The sequence below is a fragment of the Enterococcus sp. DIV2467a genome (assembly GCF_050532945.1).
Lineage (GTDB): Bacteria > Bacillota > Bacilli > Lactobacillales > Enterococcaceae > Enterococcus > Enterococcus faecalis.
Map to the genome: position 1 here is coordinate 1,808,612 of NZ_CP172896.1, position 17,974 is coordinate 1,826,585.

The 17,974-nt window shown below is 37.7% G+C and carries 17 protein-coding genes and 1 riboswitch; of the genes, 2 read left to right on the forward strand and 15 right to left on the reverse strand.

Translation table 11 applies throughout. From position 1 onward, the window contains the following. Positions 1 to 194: 194 nt before the first annotated feature. The 7 genes from dnaJ to mgtA form a co-directional block, all read right to left on the reverse strand. Positions 195 to 1,364 carry a molecular chaperone DnaJ gene (gene dnaJ, locus IGL80_RS08465; RefSeq protein ID WP_002357822.1) on the reverse strand — a complete coding sequence of 390 codons (1,170 nt, stop codon included), beginning with the start codon at positions 1,362 to 1,364 and terminating at the stop codon, positions 195 to 197. A 54-nt stretch (positions 1,365 to 1,418) separates the two neighbouring features. Then, positions 1,419 to 1,541, reverse strand: a complete 123-nt coding sequence (locus tag IGL80_RS08470) for a hypothetical protein (RefSeq protein ID WP_002357824.1) — start codon at positions 1,539 to 1,541, stop codon at positions 1,419 to 1,421. Between the two features lie 114 nt (positions 1,542 to 1,655). Next, positions 1,656 to 3,485, reverse strand: a complete 1,830-nt coding sequence (dnaK, locus tag IGL80_RS08475) for a molecular chaperone DnaK (RefSeq protein ID WP_002357825.1) — start codon at positions 3,483 to 3,485, stop codon at positions 1,656 to 1,658. 59 nt (positions 3,486 to 3,544) lie between these two features. Next, positions 3,545 to 4,084 (reverse strand): nucleotide exchange factor GrpE, encoded by a 540-nt coding sequence (gene grpE / locus IGL80_RS08480; RefSeq protein ID WP_002357827.1) that lies wholly within the window; start codon positions 4,082 to 4,084, stop codon positions 3,545 to 3,547. Between the two features lie 54 nt (positions 4,085 to 4,138). Beyond that, complete coding sequence (hrcA, locus tag IGL80_RS08485) at positions 4,139 to 5,182, reverse strand: heat-inducible transcriptional repressor HrcA (RefSeq protein ID WP_002357828.1); 1,044 nt, start codon at positions 5,180 to 5,182, stop codon at positions 4,139 to 4,141. A gap of 225 nt (positions 5,183 to 5,407) precedes the next feature. Further along, positions 5,408 to 6,556 (reverse strand): radical SAM family heme chaperone HemW, encoded by a 1,149-nt coding sequence (gene hemW, locus IGL80_RS08490; RefSeq protein ID WP_002360468.1) that lies wholly within the window; start codon positions 6,554 to 6,556, stop codon positions 5,408 to 5,410. A gap of 243 nt (positions 6,557 to 6,799) precedes the next feature. After that, positions 6,800 to 9,460 carry a magnesium-translocating P-type ATPase gene (mgtA, locus tag IGL80_RS08495; protein WP_002357830.1) on the reverse strand — a complete coding sequence of 887 codons (2,661 nt, stop codon included), beginning with the start codon at positions 9,458 to 9,460 and terminating at the stop codon, positions 6,800 to 6,802. Positions 9,461 to 9,573: 113 nt separating this feature from the next. Further along, positions 9,574 to 9,744, reverse strand: a riboswitch (M-box (ykoK) riboswitch). A 252-nt stretch (positions 9,745 to 9,996) separates the two neighbouring features. Between mgtA and IGL80_RS08500 the strand changes: the two genes are divergently transcribed. After that, on the forward strand, positions 9,997 to 10,872 hold the full coding sequence (locus IGL80_RS08500; protein ID WP_002382245.1) for a LysR family transcriptional regulator: 876 nt from the start codon (positions 9,997 to 9,999) through the stop codon (positions 10,870 to 10,872). Between the two features lie 23 nt (positions 10,873 to 10,895). Further along, a complete protein-coding gene (locus IGL80_RS08505; RefSeq protein WP_002357832.1) occupies positions 10,896 to 11,783 on the forward strand; it encodes a LysR family transcriptional regulator in 888 nt (295 codons plus the stop codon). A gap of 61 nt (positions 11,784 to 11,844) precedes the next feature. Here the strand turns inward: IGL80_RS08505 and IGL80_RS08510 are convergent, their stop codons facing one another. The 8 genes from IGL80_RS08510 to truB form a co-directional block, all read right to left on the reverse strand. Then, positions 11,845 to 12,993, reverse strand: a complete 1,149-nt coding sequence (locus IGL80_RS08510; RefSeq protein ID WP_002360469.1) for an FtsW/RodA/SpoVE family cell cycle protein — start codon at positions 12,991 to 12,993, stop codon at positions 11,845 to 11,847. Continuing rightward, positions 12,959 to 14,134: an FtsW/RodA/SpoVE family cell cycle protein gene (locus IGL80_RS08515; RefSeq protein ID WP_085366473.1), complete on the reverse strand. Its 1,176-nt coding sequence runs from the start codon at positions 14,132 to 14,134 to the stop codon at positions 12,959 to 12,961. Before IGL80_RS08515 ends, IGL80_RS08510 begins: the two co-directional genes overlap by 35 nt. Positions 14,135 to 14,292: 158 nt before the next feature. Further along, positions 14,293 to 14,553 (reverse strand): DUF2087 domain-containing protein, encoded by a 261-nt coding sequence (locus IGL80_RS08520; RefSeq protein ID WP_002360471.1) that lies wholly within the window; start codon positions 14,551 to 14,553, stop codon positions 14,293 to 14,295. Positions 14,554 to 14,578: 25 nt separating this feature from the next. Continuing rightward, a complete protein-coding gene (locus tag IGL80_RS08525) occupies positions 14,579 to 14,920 on the reverse strand; it encodes a DUF1048 domain-containing protein (RefSeq protein WP_002357836.1) in 342 nt (113 codons plus the stop codon). Between the two features lie 3 nt (positions 14,921 to 14,923). Further along, complete coding sequence (locus IGL80_RS08530; protein ID WP_002360473.1) at positions 14,924 to 15,247, reverse strand: PadR family transcriptional regulator; 324 nt, start codon at positions 15,245 to 15,247, stop codon at positions 14,924 to 14,926. 149 nt (positions 15,248 to 15,396) lie between these two features. Beyond that, on the reverse strand, positions 15,397 to 15,993 hold the full coding sequence (locus tag IGL80_RS08535) for a GNAT family N-acetyltransferase (RefSeq protein WP_002360474.1): 597 nt from the start codon (positions 15,991 to 15,993) through the stop codon (positions 15,397 to 15,399). Then, on the reverse strand, positions 15,993 to 16,943 hold the full coding sequence (gene ribF / locus IGL80_RS08540) for a riboflavin biosynthesis protein RibF (protein WP_002360475.1): 951 nt from the start codon (positions 16,941 to 16,943) through the stop codon (positions 15,993 to 15,995). The genes IGL80_RS08535 and ribF overlap by 1 nt, the downstream gene beginning before the upstream one ends. 25 nt (positions 16,944 to 16,968) lie before the next feature. Beyond that, positions 16,969 to 17,889 (reverse strand): tRNA pseudouridine(55) synthase TruB, encoded by a 921-nt coding sequence (gene truB / locus IGL80_RS08545; RefSeq protein ID WP_002360476.1) that lies wholly within the window; start codon positions 17,887 to 17,889, stop codon positions 16,969 to 16,971. Between the last annotated feature and the right edge of the window lie 85 nt (positions 17,890 to 17,974).

The window sequence follows — 17,974 nt, forward strand, 5'->3', positions numbered from 1 at the left end:
TTAAAATATTCTCGTAAAATGTTTGGAAATAAAAAACGAAAATAGGACATAAGTCAAAACGACTTATGTCCCACTCTCTAAATCTTAAAATAATCAGCTAAACAAAAGCAGTATCTGCAATTACTCGTTGCAATTTAGCTTTCAAGAGTGATGAACACTTGGAGCTAACTACTTTTGTCTCTGACTCGATTGGTTTATTTTTTCTTCTTACCGCCAAACGCATCTTTCATTTTATCAAAGAAGCCTTCTTCTTGTTGTTCAGTTACATTTTGTCCGCCAGCTTTTGCAAAAGCTCGTAGGGCATCCTTTTGTTCTTCATTAAGATTTTTTGGTGTTATTAATTTCACTTTCACGTGTTGATCACCATTGCCCCCACCACGTAAACGTGGCGCACCTTTGCCTCTTAAGCGGAAGTTTGTGCCAGTTTGTGTTCCAGCCGGAATTTTTAATTTCACGTCACCATGAACAGTTGGGACAGTTACTTCGTCCCCTAGAGCCGCTTGGACAAAACTTACTGGTAAATCGTAGTAGATTTCTGCGCCATCTCGATCGAAAATATCACTATCTTCAACACGAAAGACTACATATAAATCACCATATGGTCCACCATTGGTACCCGCTTCTCCTTGGTTAGCTAAGCGCATTTGTTGACCGTCTTCTACTCCAGCAGGCACATTTACTTTGACAGTATGTGCTTTTTTCTCATGACCTGTGCCATGACAAGTTGGACATGGTTCTTTAATTTCTTTCCCTGTGCCATGACACACATCACAAGTTTGACGACTCATCATACGACCTAATGGCGTTTGACGTTCAACATTGATTGTTCCAGAGCCATGACATTTATGACAAGTTTCTGGGTGTGTGCCTGGTTTGGCGCCATTACCGCCACAGGTTGCACAAGTATCTTCTCGATTGTACTTAATCTCTTTTTCGACACCGAAAATAGCTTCTTCAAATTTCAATTGAATTGTATATTGTAAATCGGCGCCTTGTCTTGGTGCATTTGGATCAACAGAACGACCACCGCCGCCGCCAAAGAATGAATCGAAAATATCTTCGAATCCACCAAAACCACTACTGCTAAATCCGCCGCCACCGAAACCGCCAAAGCCACCAGCGCCGCCACCGTAATTAGGATCAGTTCCTGCATGGCCATATTGGTCATAGGCCGCTTTTTTCTGTGGATCACTTAATACTTCATACGCTTCAGAAACTTCTTTAAATTTTTCTTCCGCATCGGCTTCTTTGTTAATATCTGGATGGTACTTTTTGGAAAGTTTGCGGTATGCTTTTTTAATTTCATCATCTGAAGCACCTTTTGCTAATCCTAGCACTTCATAATAATCTCGTTTCGTCGCCATTGACTTCCCTCCAACTTTCTTCAAACTTTACAATGTGTTTAGAACCAGCCAAATTCATCGATTGCTTTCGGTCTCTCTGGTTGGATTATCTGTCACACCTTGAATCAGTGTTACTAGCTGTGAATAGGTATTTTCAGCTTGTTTAACATCGTTGTAATCATACCACAGTTCTTTCAAAACCTAAATAGTTTCTTGCTAACTTGATTGTGGTTGATTTTCTCACAAAAGACAAGGGACTGGGACATTAGTCATTGTACTAATGATCCAGTCCCTAAAATCAATTGTTATTGATTATTTGTCATCACCATTTACTTCTTCAAAATCAGCATCAACAACATCATCAGCGCCACCTTGGGCAGCTTCAGGATTTTCTTGTGCTTGTTGTTGCGCAGCTTGTTCGTAAAGTTTTACTGTTAAGTTTTGGACGATTTCATTCAATGAATCACGTTTTGCTTTCATTTGTTCGATATCGTTTGCTTCGATCGCTGCTTTTAATTCATCACGCGCATCTTCTGCTTTTTTCACTTCTTCAGCGTCTACTTTGCCTTCTAATTCTTTCAATGTTTTATCAACAGTGAATAATAAAGCATCTGCATCGTTACGTAAGTCAACTTCTTCTTTACGTTGTTTATCTGCTTCAGCGTTTGCTTCAGCATCTTTCACCATACGTTCGATTTCATCATCAGATAAACCTGAAGAAGATTTAATCGTGATTGTTTGTTCTTTTTGAGTGCCTAAGTCTTTCGCACGAACATTTACAATCCCGTTTTTATCAATGTCAAAGCTTACTTCAATTTGTGGCACACCACGAGGAGCCGCAGGAATATCTGTTAATTGGAAACGACCTAATGTTTTATTATCAGCGGCCATTGGACGTTCACCTTGTAAAACGTGAATATCAACAGCTGGTTGATTGTCAGCAGCAGTTGAGAATACTTGTGATTTACTTGTTGGAATCGTAGTGTTACGATCAATTAATTTTGTAAATACGCCACCCATTGTTTCAATCCCTAATGACAACGGTGTTACGTCTAATAAGACAACGTCTTTAACATCACCAGTGATTACGCCACCTTGGATTGCAGCACCCATTGCTACTACTTCGTCAGGGTTAACTGATTTGTTTGGTTCTTTGTTTGTTTCTTTGCGAACAGCTTCAACTACAGCTGGAATACGTGTTGAACCACCAACTAGGATAACTTCGTCGATTTCAGAAGGATTTAATCCAGCATCTTTCAAGGCTTGACGTACTGGTACTTTTGTACGTTCAACTAAATCACTTGTTAATTCATCAAATTTTGCACGAGTTAAGTTCATTTCTAAGTGCAATGGTCCTGCTTCGCCAGCAGTAATAAATGGCAAGCTGATTTGTGTGCTTGTTACACCTGATAAGTCTTTTTTCGCTTTTTCAGCAGCATCTTTCAAACGTTGTAATGCCATTTTATCGTTAGCTAAGTCAATGCCATTTTCTTTTTTAAATTCTGCAACCATGTAGTCAATGATTTTATTATCAAAGTCATCCCCACCTAGGTTGTTATCACCGGCTGTTGATAATACATCGAAAACGCCATCGCCTAATTCAAGGATTGACACGTCGAATGTACCACCACCAAGGTCAAAGACAAGAATTTTTTCATCTTTGTCTGTTTTATCTAAGCCATAAGCTAAAGCTGCTGCTGTTGGTTCGTTAACGATCCGTTCTACTTCTAAACCAGCAATTTTACCAGCATCTTTTGTTGCTTGACGTTGCGCATCGTTGAAATATGCAGGAACTGTAATAACTGCTTTTTCAACTTTTTCACCTAAATAGTCTTCAGCAAAACCTTTTAAATATTGTAAGATCATTGCAGAAACTTCTTGTGGTGTATATGATTTTCCTTCAACATCAACTTTGTAGCCAGCTTCACCCATGTGACGTTTAATAGATGAAATCGTGTTAGGATTTGTAACAGCTTGACGTTTTGCTACTTCGCCCACTTGAATTTCACCGTTTTTGAATGAAACGACCGAAGGAGTTGTGCGGTTACCTTCTGGGTTTGCAATAATTTTCGCTTCGCCGCCTTCTAGCACTGCGACAGCTGAGTTTGTTGTTCCTAAGTCAATACCAATAATTTTACTCATAGTGAATATCTCCAATCTGTATTAGTTTTCTATAATAATATATTTTTAATTAACGTTTGTTATTGTGCAACAATGACCATTGATGGTCGTAACACACGATCTTGTAATTTGTACCCTTTTTGTAGAACTTCAACAATGGTATCTGCTGGGGTTTCTTCAGAAGCAGGGACTGTTTGAACGGCTTGATGTAAATTTGGATCAAAGGTTTCACCCATTGCTGGGATTTCTTCTATTCCTTCTTCTTTTAAAGCCACAGTAATACTTTCTAGCACCATCGAAATACCTTTTTTCAAGCTTTCGCCTTGTTCATCTGATACTTCAATAGCCATTGCTCGTTCTAAATTATCAATGGATGGTAAAATCTTTTTACCTAAATCTTGTGAGCGGTAACGAACTAATAATTCTCGTTCGTTTTTATTTCGATTGCTCATATTAGCAATTTCGGCTCTTGCCCGCAAGAACTTGTCTTCCATTTCGGAAAGCTCTGCTTTAAGATTTTCAATCTCTGTTGCTTCAACTTCTACTTCAGAAACGCCAGCAGCATCAACAGCTTCCATTTCTTCTTGTAATTCTTCTTGCTTCTCTTCTTTTTTACTCACTTCAGCAACTTCCTTTCTCTTTATGCATCTACTTCTTATCCTAACAAGGTTTGCTTAATTACCTAAAAAACGGTAATAGTCACCTAGTTGTGAAGCTAGCTCATGTCGAAACGTGTCTACCAAACCGAATATTTTTGAATACGGCATACTGGTTGGTCCTAGCAGGGCAATTGTTCCTTTGCCATGTCCTGATACTTCATACGTAGCAGTGATCATGCTCATATCTTCTAAGAGATTGTTGCCAATTTCTGAGCCGATACGAAAAACAATTGGATTTTCTGTTGTTGCAGAACCATTTAATAAATGCGTCAGCTCATCAGAATTTTGCATAAAGGAATAGACAGATTTCAATTGTTCAATATCTTGTTTGATGCCAAAATCTAACAAATTCATGCGACCACCGACAAAGACTTTTTCTTCAAAGGCATGTCCTAACATCTCATCGAATAAGTTCATCATTCCTTCTGGCGTTTGGAAATAGCGATGTAAAATCATCGGAATCTCCGTCCGTAAACGATGATAAACGGTCAACAAAGGTTGTCCAACCAACTTATCATTGATGATTTGTGTCATTTTTTCAAGATCTTGGCTAGAAACAGCGGCAGGAATGGCAAATACTTGGTTTTCAACATTGCCTTTATCTGTCACTATAATAGCAAGGACTTGCCGATCATTCAAAGGAACCATTCGAAAGCCGGTTAATTTCCGTTCTTTCACTTCAGGTCCTAATGAAAAAGCAGTATAACTTGTCAATTCTGATAGAATTTCAGCTGATTGTCGAATAATATCATTAATCTCATGAAATTCTTTTCCAAAAGATTGACGGATTCTTCTAAGTTCGTTCTCTTCTACTTGTGTTGGTTGTAAAAGATGATCCACGTAGTAACGATAACCAGCCATTGAGGGGATTCGCCCTGAAGAAGAATGGGTCTTAGCTAATAAGCCGTATTCCTCTAATGCTTTCATATCATTACGAATTGTGGCAGAACTAGAGGCAATGCCATCCTCCATCAATTTCTTAGAACCGACAGGTAAGCCCGTGTTCGTGTAATTTTGGATGATAAGTCTCAAGATATTTTGTTGTCTTTCTGTAATCATCGTTATTACCACCCTTCATTAGCACTCTTAACATCTAAGTGCTAACTACATATACTAATATAACAAGTCCTTACCTTTTTGTCAAGGGAAATACGCAACTTTTTAGCACTCTTAACGCAAGAGTGCTAATCGCTGCAAACCACCTTCAAAAACCATCAATACCAACTTTTGTAATAAAAAAATCATCGAAATGCTTTGTCACACTTCGATGATTTTTTTATTTTTTTACTCTTTTTCACTTAACAAAAATGCTTCAAAAACATTATTCCCCACAAATAGCCCTTTTTTCGTTAAACGTAAGATATCTGCTTCTTCAATTAATAATTCTTCTTTGATTAAGCGTTGAATGACCTCTCCATAAATTGCTTCAATTGGTTCCTGAAATTTTTGTTGGAATTTTTGTTTAGAAATGCCTACTTTTTTACGTAAGCCTAAAAATAGCTCTTCTTCTATTTGATTTAGACGAGTTAATTCTTCAGTCTCCACAATTGGCAATTGATTTTCTCGCAAGGGTTTCAAATAATGTTGGATTGGACCGTGATTTTTGTAACGAGTTTGCCCAAGATAGCCGCTGGCACCTGCGCCAAATCCATAGTAGTGGTCATTATTCCAATAAGCCAGATTATGCTGGCTTTCTTTTCCTGTTAAAGCAAAATTACTGACTTCATATTGGTGACGTCCTTTTTTCTCCATTGCTTCAATCGTTTCGTCAAACATTTGTGCTTCGATTTCTTCTTCAGGCAGCTGTAACCGTCCTTGACGAACCCAGTTCATGAACATTGTTTTATTTTCAAGAATTAATGAATAAAGCGAATAGTGCGGCAAGTCCAATGCTAAGGCTCTTGTCAAAGTATCGCGAAAACTTTCCAATGTTTGTCCAGGTAAAGCATAGATTAAGTCAATACTGACATTGGTAAAATTTTCTTTCTCTAAAAATTTCATTGTTTCATAAACATCTGCGGCGGTGTGCTTGCGACCGATTTTTTTGAGCAAGCGATCATCAAATGTCTGAACGCCCATCGAAAGACGATTGACGCCATAGTTTTTCATGACTTGTAATTTTTCTTGGGTTAAATCACCAGGGTTTGCTTCCACCGTAAATTCATTTCGGTCATCAAACGTTAGCTGTTCGCGAACCCCTTTTAGTAGCACATCTAACTGTTTCGCTGATAATGAAGTTGGCGTGCCTCCGCCAATATAGATGGTTTTCATTTCTTGTTCTGGATACAATGCTTGCGTAAGTTGAATTTCTTTTAATAAACTCTGAATATATTCATCAACTGGTTGTCCTTCTAAAAAGACCTTGTTAAAATCGCAATAATAACAAATATGCTCACAAAATGGAATATGAATATAGGCCGACCGATCGAACATCGGCGTTGAAGTTGAAAGTTGGTTTGTTTTGGTCATTAGCTCGTTTTATCTCCTTATTACCAAAAAGCTCGTTCTTTTTGGAAAGTCTCTACTAGCCATACTAACTGTAAATGACAAATAAATCCATAAAAAAATTCGCACAGTCACTTAAAACAACAACGAGGAGCTGTCATAAAAACCGACACCTCCTCAACCTTGAAAGAAAAGTAAAAAAATTTTTCTATATATAATAGTACAAATCAGTTACAGTAATTGACCGTAACGTTTGACGTATAAAACTTTAATGAACGCAACCAGTGCTAAATAAGCAACAATTGTCGGGATTAAATACAAGAAATAGCTTGGTGATAAACCGACAAATCCTAGTTCTGCACCGAAAGCGGTAAAGGGTAAAACAGTTCCGAGAACAATCCCTGCTGTAGTGACTAACGTCATAATTCCAGAAGCACTACTTTGAAGGAAAGGCATTTTTTCTGTTCGTAGGAAATGCAAGACGAGCATTTGGGACCATAAGGACTCAATGAACCATCCTGCATGGAAAATACCGATAAAGAGCAATTGATCTGCTCCATTTAATTCAAAGAATGAGCCACCTAGGATAGCCGGACACACAATGAAATACATAAATAAATAGGTAACAATATCAAAAATAGAACTCGTTGGACCAAACCAACGCATAAAATTACCAATTGATTTTGGTTCCCATTTTTTTGGTTTTTCTACGTATTCTTCATCTACTTTGTCCCAAGGAACTGACATACACGAAGTATCGTAAATTAGATTTAATAATAGCGATTGAATCGGAGCAATCGGTAAAAATGGTAAAAAGATACTTGCTGGGATCACGGAAAAAACATTGCCAAAATTAGAACTTGCTGTTAATTTGACGTACTTCATCGTGTTCGTAAACACGCGCCGTCCAGATAAAATTCCTTTTTCCAAAACCATTAAATCTTTTCTCAATAAAATTACATCCGCCGATTCTTTCGCCACATCGACAGCTGTATCAACAGAGATTCCTACATCAGCAGCACGCATTGCTCCAGCATCATTTATTCCATCACCTAAAAAGCCAACAGTTTGACCATTTTCAGTTAACGCATTTACAATACGAACTTTTTGGTCAGGCGTAATTTTGGCGAAAATATTATACGCTTGAACGGTTTTTCTTAATTCTTCTTGGTTTAATTGTTGAAGTTCATTTCCTGTAATAATTTTTTCGCCAGCCAGACCAACTTCTTTACAAACAGAATGTGTCACATACTGATTGTCCCCCGTTAATACTTTCACAGCTACATTATGTTGATGCAAGGCGTGAATAGCTGCCGCTGCTGTTTCTTTTGGCGGATCCAAGAAGGCAAGATAGCCTTGTAAAATCAACTCTGATTCATCTTTCGTTGTATACTCCCATTCAGCCGCTTCGACTTTTTTATCGGCAATTGCTAGAACGCGCAAACCATCTCGATTTAAAGCTTCAACGTCTTTGGTAATTTTTTGACGCAGCGTCTCTGTTAAGGGCACAATTTCGCCATCTAAAAGTACCTGTGTGCAGACCAAGAGCATTTCTTCAACCGCACCTTTGGTAATTAAGCGTGTTTCTCGCGTTTTAAACTCTTTGATAATCACGCTCATTCGACGTCGATTGAAATCGAAAGGAATTTCATCTACTTTATAAAAATCATCTGATTGTATATCACTTTCTTGCGTCGCCGCTTGAATAACGGCGTTATCCATTAAATTACGCAAACCTGTTTGAAAATAACTGTTTAGAAATGCTAAATCCAAGACTTTTTGATCTTCTTGGCACCCAATATTATAGTGGTATTCTAAAATTACTTTATCTTGTGTTAAGGTACCTGTTTTATCCGTACAAAGTACATCCATCCCGCCAAAATTTTGAATGGCATTGACATTTTTCATAATCGTGCCTTCTTTAGCCATTTCTCGAGAACCTTTGACTAAATTGGTTGTTACAATCATAGGTAACATTTCTGGTGTCAAGCCGACAGCTGTGGCAATCGCAAACATTAACGCTTCCACCCAATCGCCTTTTGTTAACCCATTAATTAGAAAAACAGTTGGCGTAATGACCAACATAAAGCGAATCAGCACCCACGTTGTTTTATTAATTCCTGTTTCAAAACTCGTCTGCTGTTGCTCTTCTCCGTTATCAGAAGCCATCCGTCCGAATAAAGTTTGATTACCAACTTTAATGACAATGCCCAAACCAGTGCCACTAATGACATTTGTTCCTAAAAACAAAAGATTGTCGTATTCTGTATCAATTTGATCACTATCTTTTTGATGAGTCGCGTGTTTTTCAATGGGAAAACTCTCTCCAGTCAAGGATGATTGGGAAACAAATAAGTCCTTAGATTGGATTAAACGTAAATCGGCTGGAATCATATCGCCAGCGGATAGTTGGACTAAGTCGCCACACACAACTTCCTCAATAGGAATTTCCATTTGCTTCTTGTCGCGAATGACTGTCGCTGTAACTTTAATCATATTTTGTAATTTTTCAACTGCATTGCTTGATTTGACTGATTGGACAAAACTCATCGTGCCACTTAAGATGACCATCGCTAACATGATTAACACGCCAGTAACATCTTTTTCCTCTGGCGCAGCATAGACATATTCTGTAAAAAATGAAATCGTGGCTAGTGCTAGTAACACCAAAGTAAACGGCGTGATATACGATTTTATAAAAAGTCGCAGCCGTGAAGCTTTTTTTTCATTCATAATTTTGTTGCGGCCATAACGTTCTTGTAATTCTTCAATATCTTGGTGTTTAATGCCATCCCAAGTTGAGCCGAAACGTTGTAAAACTTTTTCTACTTCTGAATGGGCAAACTTTTTGTAACTATAGTCATGGCCCAAGTGACGCATTTTCTTTTCCATTTTCTTTCACCTCATTTATCTGTTGTTGACTTGAATTGACGATCGGTTCATCTTCCATTTTCCTCACCCTTTCCACAAAAAAAGACACGCTGAAAACTCAACGTGTCAAAGAATAATCGTTCTTATCGTTGAGCTTTAGCACTATACAACGTAAAAAGCGATTGCTTTTAGCTACCTTAAGAAAAGCCTTCATTCGACAGTTCCTGTTCTACCCATTGGCGTCTCTCGACATTTTTGGGCAGTAGCCTATGTTTGTATAGGAGCCTCACCTAACAAATCTTATTTAATTACAACAGCAAGTATAATTCTTCCTTGAAAAAATAACGATATAGAAAAAGTTTTTAGCAGATAACTTTTTGTCCATTCAGTAACAAAAAGAAAAATAATCCGCTTATTTACTATGGTTTTCTGGTATGATTCGTATTTATTCATAGAATCATAACTGGTTAAATTAATCTAAAGACCGTCAGATAGCCTTGTCGAGAAGCTTTTCTTCTGCTATTTTTTGTATAGTTAAAGAAACGGCGGTGAGGAAAATGAAATTACAACAACTAGAATATTTTATGGCAGTTTCAAAGTATGCGAGTTTTACTTTAGCTTCTCAAAAGCTCCATACGAGTCAACCTTATTTAAGTACCCAGCTCAAGGAGTTGGAACGTGAATTAGGTGCTTCATTAATTTTAAGAGACAAGAAACATTGTCGGCTTTCTCCAGCAGGCGAAGTCGTCGCCAAGCGAACAGAAATGATTTTTGCACTCATTAAGGAAGCGCAAGAAGAGATTAATGAATTAGTGACCCAAGGATCGACAACGACCATTCGGATTGGAACAAACTTAATTGATATAGATAAAGCATTTGGAGAAGTCTTGTTGTTATTTAATCAATCCTATCCGTATGTAAGTATTGATTTTAAGTATTATTACGATCTTGAAACAGCCTTGGAAACAGATTTAATTGACATTGGGATTGGGATATTTTTGGATACCTCGATTCCATTAGAGAAAGAATTAATTTATACAGAAAGCTATCTCCTTTGTGTCAATAAAAATCATCCTTTAGCCCATGCCGATAGCGTGACGATTGACGAAATTCGTTCTTTACCTTTTGCTGCATATTCCGATCAAGTATATGAAAAAAAAGTGTTTAAACGTTGGGAACGTAAAATCAATTGGGAAAATCGGCAAATCGTCATCGAACTCCCTTCTCTTCATTTAGTCTTAGACATGGTCCAACGAGAAAAAGCCTGTAGCATCCTTCCCTATTCACTCACTGATGAACTAAACAGACGTAACTTAGTTGGTATTCCTCTGGAAGATAGTCCAGAACGAGCCATCTATTTAGTTCAGAATAATCATCACGGACATTGTGAAGCACACCGTTATTTATTCGAACAATTACGTTATTTATTCTAGGAATAGAAAAAGGAGGAATTCCCATGGAACTATTTCGTTTACATTATTTTTTAGAGTTATGCAAAGTGAAACAATTTACTAAAGCAGCCGAAAATTTAGCAATTTCTCAAGCTGCATTAAGTAAGCAAATAAAAATTCTTGAAGCAACGTTAGGCGCGGAACTTTTTAATCGCCAAGGCCAAACTACCACCTTAACACCAGCTGGATTAATTTTAGAAAAATATTGTTGGCGCATCACCAATGAGTTGGTCTCAATTGAAGAAGAGCTAAAAGAAATTAATCATTCTTCCAACCATATTTATGTAGCCACTTATCTCTGTGATTTAGAATATAAATTGAATGACTTACTAATGACAACATTAACGGATCGTTCATCCAACTTACAAGTCCACACTATTATTACAGAAAATATTCTTCAATCCTTGGAAACAATGGATGCAGATTTTGGTATTTCCTTTGCTGACTTACCATTACCTGAACATATTGGTAAAATTGATTTATTTACAGCAAATTATCAATTCATTTTAAGAAACGATCATCCAGCTTTGGCAAAAGCCACGACGGAAGAAATTTTAAAAGAACTAACAATGTACCCCTTCGTCCGTTTAAATACCGAATTTTCCGAGCAAAACAAATTAACCAATTGGCTAGATACTACGTTTTCTAATTTTTCTCCAGAGAAAGTCATTCAAGTGGATACTCTTTCACTTATTACTCATTTGGTGTCTCATTCCGATAGTTTCGCTATTGTCCCCGAATACACAAATATTCAACTTTTAGACAATTCGATCCATACACTAACTTACCAAGAACTACCTAAACGAAACATGGCAGTTTATTATTTAAAAGAACGTTACATGAGTCGACAACTTCAACAACTTTTGGCTGAATGCCAAAAACAATTTCAATAGTAAAAACCAAGACTAGAGCTTGTCGGCAAGCGAGTTCCAGTCTTGGTTTTTATTTGTGTTTTCAGGTAGCGGCTTCTCTTCCTTTGACAAATCCTAAAGAAGTGATAGCCATCACTAACGAAGTGCCTCCTTGACTTAAAAACGGAAGCGGAATACCTTTTAACGGCAACAGTCCAATCACCGCACCGATATTCTCCACCGTTTGAAAGACCAGCGAAAAAATAAGGGCGACACAGATGTACATACAGAAACGCGAATTGCTCCGCAAGCCAGCTACTAAAACTTGATAAAACAAGTAAAAATAGAGAAAAACAACGGTGGCACTGCCCACAAAGCCCCAGGCTTCCCCGATAAAAGTAAAAACCATATCAGACTCACGAACAGGAACATACACCTCAATCCCATGTACACCTTTGCCAAATAAACCACCCGAACCAATTGCCAATAAGCCTTGCACTTGTTGATAGGAGATTTTATCGACATAATCATAGGGATGAATCCATGCTAAAATTCGATCCAATTGATATTGTTTAAAATGTAAAAAGAAGAGTACTTTGTGCCCCCACTCTGTAAAGACTAACAGAATCAAGACCACGCCTAACGTTGCTAAAGCACTGAAAATAATGATTAAAATTTTGCGATCAATTCCTGAAATAACTAAAAGAGATAGAATAATCGTTACGAAAACAAGGGATGTCCCAAAATCTTTTTGTACCGCCATCAAGAAAAAAACAGGGACACTAACCGCAACGATTTTTTTTAGAAGTTGCTTGTCTGAACGCCATTTATCAGACCTGTCTTGTTGCTCATGTTGGACAATAATTTTTGCCAACATTAAAATAAACGCAATTTTCGCAATTTCTGATGGCTGAAATTTAATAAACCCTAAATCTAACCAGCGCTTTGTGCCCGTCAATAAATACATTCCTTTGTCATAGGAAAAATACAAAGCACTCATTAAGATTAATGAAAACCCATAGAAAAAAGGAGCTACTTTCCAAATAAACTTCTGTGACAGCCGACTAGCTAAAAACATGCCTGCATAGCCAACAAAAATAAAGAAGAGTTGTTTTAATGCTGGCACAGTTCCGTCTTTTCCTTCATTAACGGCAATCCAATATTGCACACCAGAAGATAAAAGTGTGAGTAAAAAAATGGGCAATAATAAATCATAATTAAGATGTAAGTTGAATTTTTTTGTATTGACCATTTAACTGCCGCCTTTCGTTTGCAATAATTTTAATGACGATTCCTAATGCCACTGAAAAGATTAAATAACTTGTCCCACCGTAACTAACAAACGGTAAAGGAATTCCCGTCATTGGAATCAAACCCAAAACGCCACCAATGTTAATCGCCGTTTGAGCTAAAATCAAGGTCCCGACTCCTAACAAAAACAAGCCGTAACAATGATTTTTTATTACACAACTACTCCGCAAAATCGAGGCCGCTAAAAATAACAAAAGAAATAGTAATAGTAAGCCGCCAATCAAACCAAGTTCTTCCACAATCACCGCAAAGATAAAATCGGTTTGACCTTCTGGCAAGCCACCTTTTTTTACCATACCATTGGCTAGTCCAGTGCCCCAAAACCCACCGTTATACATCGCTAAATAGGCCATTGAAGGCTGAAATCCGCGATCATGAAAGGATAAAAACGGATTTTTCAAAACAACTAAGCGGTCATACACATGCGCAAAAAAATGTGGTAAGTACTGGTGATCGCCTAGAAAAATAATTATTTTAGAAAGAAGCGCCGCGCTAGCAACGACAATCCCCGCAGCAATTACACTAAATTTTGCATGAATACTTGCTGAGAAAATCAAGACACTGCCAATAACTAAAATAAGAATGGCCCCGCCAACTTTGGGTTGAATCAAAACTAAAAATGCAACGACCAAAACAAACAGCAATTGTTTCCTTAACTGCTTCGTTGTCAAGCCATTTTCTTTTTCACCTAAATAACAGCTCAAGTAATAAATAATCGCAAAATTACAAAGTTCTGATGGCTGAAACTGGATTCCAAAGAGAGAAATCCAACGTTGTGCGCCATTCGCTGCTACACCAAAAAAAGGTAGTCGAACCATTAACAGTAATAGTACCGAAACTAAAAGCAGTCCAATCGCAATTTTCTTATTAAATAACACTTCTAGTCGAACTTTGTAAATCACGAACATTAGCACCCAGCTGAGACACATAATAATGCCTTGTTTAATAAACACAGCAGTGGGCTTCACGCCTTGCATCAACAAGTCATAGCTACTGGCGCTATAAATCATTAACGCGCCAATAATACTTAATATAATAAAGGTCAAAAGAATTTTTGTTAGACCTAAAGTACGTAGATTCATTCTCTCACCTCTATCTTTTTCTAATTAAATCAATCTTACCAGTCTGAGTTAGAAAACAAATAGAGAGTTTTTTATAGAACTATTACTAAGCTTACATAACAAAAAGTAGCTAGACTTGGTTCATTTCACCTAGTTTCGCTACTTTTAAAAAAAGCCATTTATATAATTTTTGTGTGTTGCTCACATTTCTGATAAATTTTTCCAAACTTATCTCTTTCTAAATACTGATAATCTACTAAATACCGTCTCAAAAGTGCATAATCTTCATAGATTTCTCTAAGTCGCTGATTGACTTCTTTTTCCGTATATTCTTTCCCAAATTCAAATTGGTTGGCCACACGTTGAAACACTTGGACTTTTTTCGCATTTTTCTTGGGAATAACCAGCAACTTTCCTTCTTTAAAAAAATTTTCAACCATGTTTATTCTCCTTTTTTTGTTTTGACTATTGTTTAGAAAATTGATGATTCAGTTTTTCTTTCTGTTTATCGGTCCATTTGCCAGCGACTTCATTGACAATTGTTTCAGCAAAATCGCCTACTTTTTCTCCCGTAATATTTTTGATAGGTGTTCCGTTAGCAGCTCCTTCTTCAAACAAATCAAGTAAATCAGTCAACGCATTGAACATATTGGCTCCGCTATGATCTGAAAAATGCCATGCATATTTTTCAATTTCTTGAAATACTTGTCGATACTCTGCTGGTAATGCTGCAATCCGTCGTTTATATTCTTTGTACTCTTTTTTATCCCCCACAACTTTTTTGATCAACGCTTTAAAATTTGACATGCTCTATCCCTCCATTTTTTTCATCTTGTTTACTTGTTTTGAAAGCAACGTCCACCGCTGCCAAAAATCAGCGAGTTCTGCTTCTCCTGATGAGGTTAAGCGATAGAACTTCCGCATTGGCCCTTTTTCTGAAGGCTTTTTTTCAGCTATAACCCATTGATTTTTTTCTAAACGCAGTAAAATCGTATAAACGGTTCCTTCAACAATTTCAGTAAAACCTTGGTCATTTAAAATTTTTGTAATTTCATAACCATATGTTTCTTTCCTTCGGATGATGGCTAAAACTAAACCTTCTAAAATGCCTTTTAGCAACTCTGTCTGCTTCACTGCTTTTCCTCCCTAAACTACTCTTTAGTACTATGTACCACTACATAATAATACTGAGTACCGGTTCTGTCAACTACTTTGTAATAAAAAGTAGTAAAGACGCGACAACCACCAGTACTTAACTAGTAGTTGTCGCGTCTTATTATTCTTTATTCATTTATTCCGAGTTCTGCTTCAAAGGCTTCTAATTCTACAAGGTGTGTTTCTGGATAAGCAAAGCATGTTGAAAAATGCCACTCCCCACCACTTGTACCAAAATAACCTGGCAGTAATTCCAAAGCCAATAATGCTTCTGATGTTTCTTTTTCTGGTAACGTAATCTGAAAAGTAGTCGCTGGAACAAAACCGAACTTCGTATAGTAAGTTGGATGGCCCAGGATAATCAATCCGCCGACGCCTAATTCTTTGGCCTTCTGCACAGAATGCTTAATTAACGCTGAGCCTACGCCCGTGTTCTGTGCTTCTGGATGGACACTTAGCGGCCCAACGGTCAAAACAGCCTTCTCTGTATGATCAGGTAATCGTAGTTTGGCTTTTGAAGACATAATATGACCCGTTAATTTTCCTTGATCAGTTTCTGAAACTAAGGACAACTCCGGAATAAAGTCGGCACTTTCTCTTAATAAATGCACGATAAAATGCTCTGTGGGACGCCAGTTTTCGGTCAAGTTTAATTCCTTGAACGCTTGATACGTTAAACGCTCTACAGCTTGATACTCTGCAGGTTTTTCTTGACGAATCTTCATTATTTGTCCTCAGATTGTTGGAAATAGTCAGCCGTATCTCGTTCATCTTGTTTTAATTGGTCGATCAAGGCTTCAGCCCCATTGAATTTCACTTGGTCACGTAAACAATGATTCCAACGAACCACCACTTGCTCACCATAGATGTCTTGATGGAAGTCCAAAATATAGACTTCCACGGTTAAATCGCGTCCTTCTCCAAAGGTGTCATTATGACCAATTGAGCCCATGCCGACATACCATTTGCCACCAACTTCGATTTGCACAGCATAGACGCCAATTCTTGGTAAGCGCACGGTGCTTTTCACTTTGACATTAGCGGTCGGGAAACCCAATAAACGGCCACGAGCATCGCCATGGACAACTGTTCCTTCTGTTTCATAAATATATCCTAACAACTCCGTGACCTCCTCCATTTCGCCGGCTTCCATTTTTTCGCGAATTCTTGTTGAGCTAATTTTGGCACCAGTCATTTCTTCTTTTGGTACTGTCACCACTTCAAAACGGCCTTGCGCATAAGTTGGTAACTGTTTGACTCCAGCGATTTCTTTAGGACCATACGTATAATCAAACCCAGAGACTGCCACTGCACTATTTAAATTAACGATATACTGATCGACAAAATCTTGCGGTTTTAATTGAGCAAACGCTGAAGTAAATTCGACAATATATAAAATATCAACGCCCAAGTTGGCCATTAGGCGTTCTTTTTGTTCCAAGCTAGTTAAATATTTCATATTTTCTGGTAAAACTTTTTGAAAAACGATTGATGGGTGTTGGTTGAAGGTCATCACAGCTAACTTCAAGCCTTTTTCCTCAGCAATCTTTTTGCCTGTTTCAATTACTTTTTGGTGGCCTTTGTGAACACCGTCAAAAAAGCCTAGGACCATCACGACTTCTTCATTAGGAATTTGATTGGGTTCATAGGGATGATGTAGTTGAATAACTTGCATGTGCAAAAACTTCCTTCTTTTTTATTTAATTGTTCCGTAGAACTTTACTTGGTTTCAATAATTTATCATGCGTTGGGTGTGGCATGTATAAACTAACCACTTGATTTTGGTAAAATAAGGCGACTAAGGATTCCGGCATTGCCTTTATTCCTAATTCTTTTTTGTGCAAACGCATGCCATTTTTTACTTTTTGATACAATTCATCTGATAAATCAATTCGTGGGAATTGTTCTACTGCTGTCTCAATGGGCAACAGGCATTGATCGATTGTTTCAGCAGCCATTTGTTTGGCTACTTCTTCTAACGTTAAGCATTGCGCAGCTTGCAAACCGCCACTTGCCGTTCTCGTTAAATCCGACATATGGGCAGGATAACCTAATTTTTTGCCAGTATCCACGGATAGTGTCCGCACATAGGTTCCTTTGCCACAGACCACTTTAAACCGCCAACTTTGTGTTTGAGCGGATTCGTTAAAAATTGGTTCACTAGTACGTTCAAATGAATAAATCGTAGCTTTTCGTTGGGGCCGTTCAACTTCTTCCCCGTTCCGGGCATATTCATATAAACGTTTACCATTGACTTTCACCGCAGAAAACATCGGTGGGATTTGTGTGATTTCACCTGTCATTTCGGCCATTGCTTGATCAATTTGTTCAGTTGATAGAGGTGTTGTAACTGGTTTTTTTTCAACAATTTCGCCACTAACATCTTCGGTTGTCGTAGCAAATCCAAGTGTAATTTCACCTTCATAGGTTTTGCCAGAATCTACCATGTATTCGATCACTTTCGTTCCTTTGCCAACGCAGATGGGTAAGACCCCTTCGACATCTGGATCTAACGTACCACCATGACCAATTTTTTTGGTATGTAAAATTTTTCTCAATTTAAATACGCAGTCATGACTTGTCATGCCACGTTCTTTCCATAACGGTAAAATGCCGTCCATTATAGTTCCTCCAGTTCCGATAATACTAACTTTGTCATTATAGCATAAAAGTACCTAGCTTCGCAGTCTCCGTTGCTTATTCCCT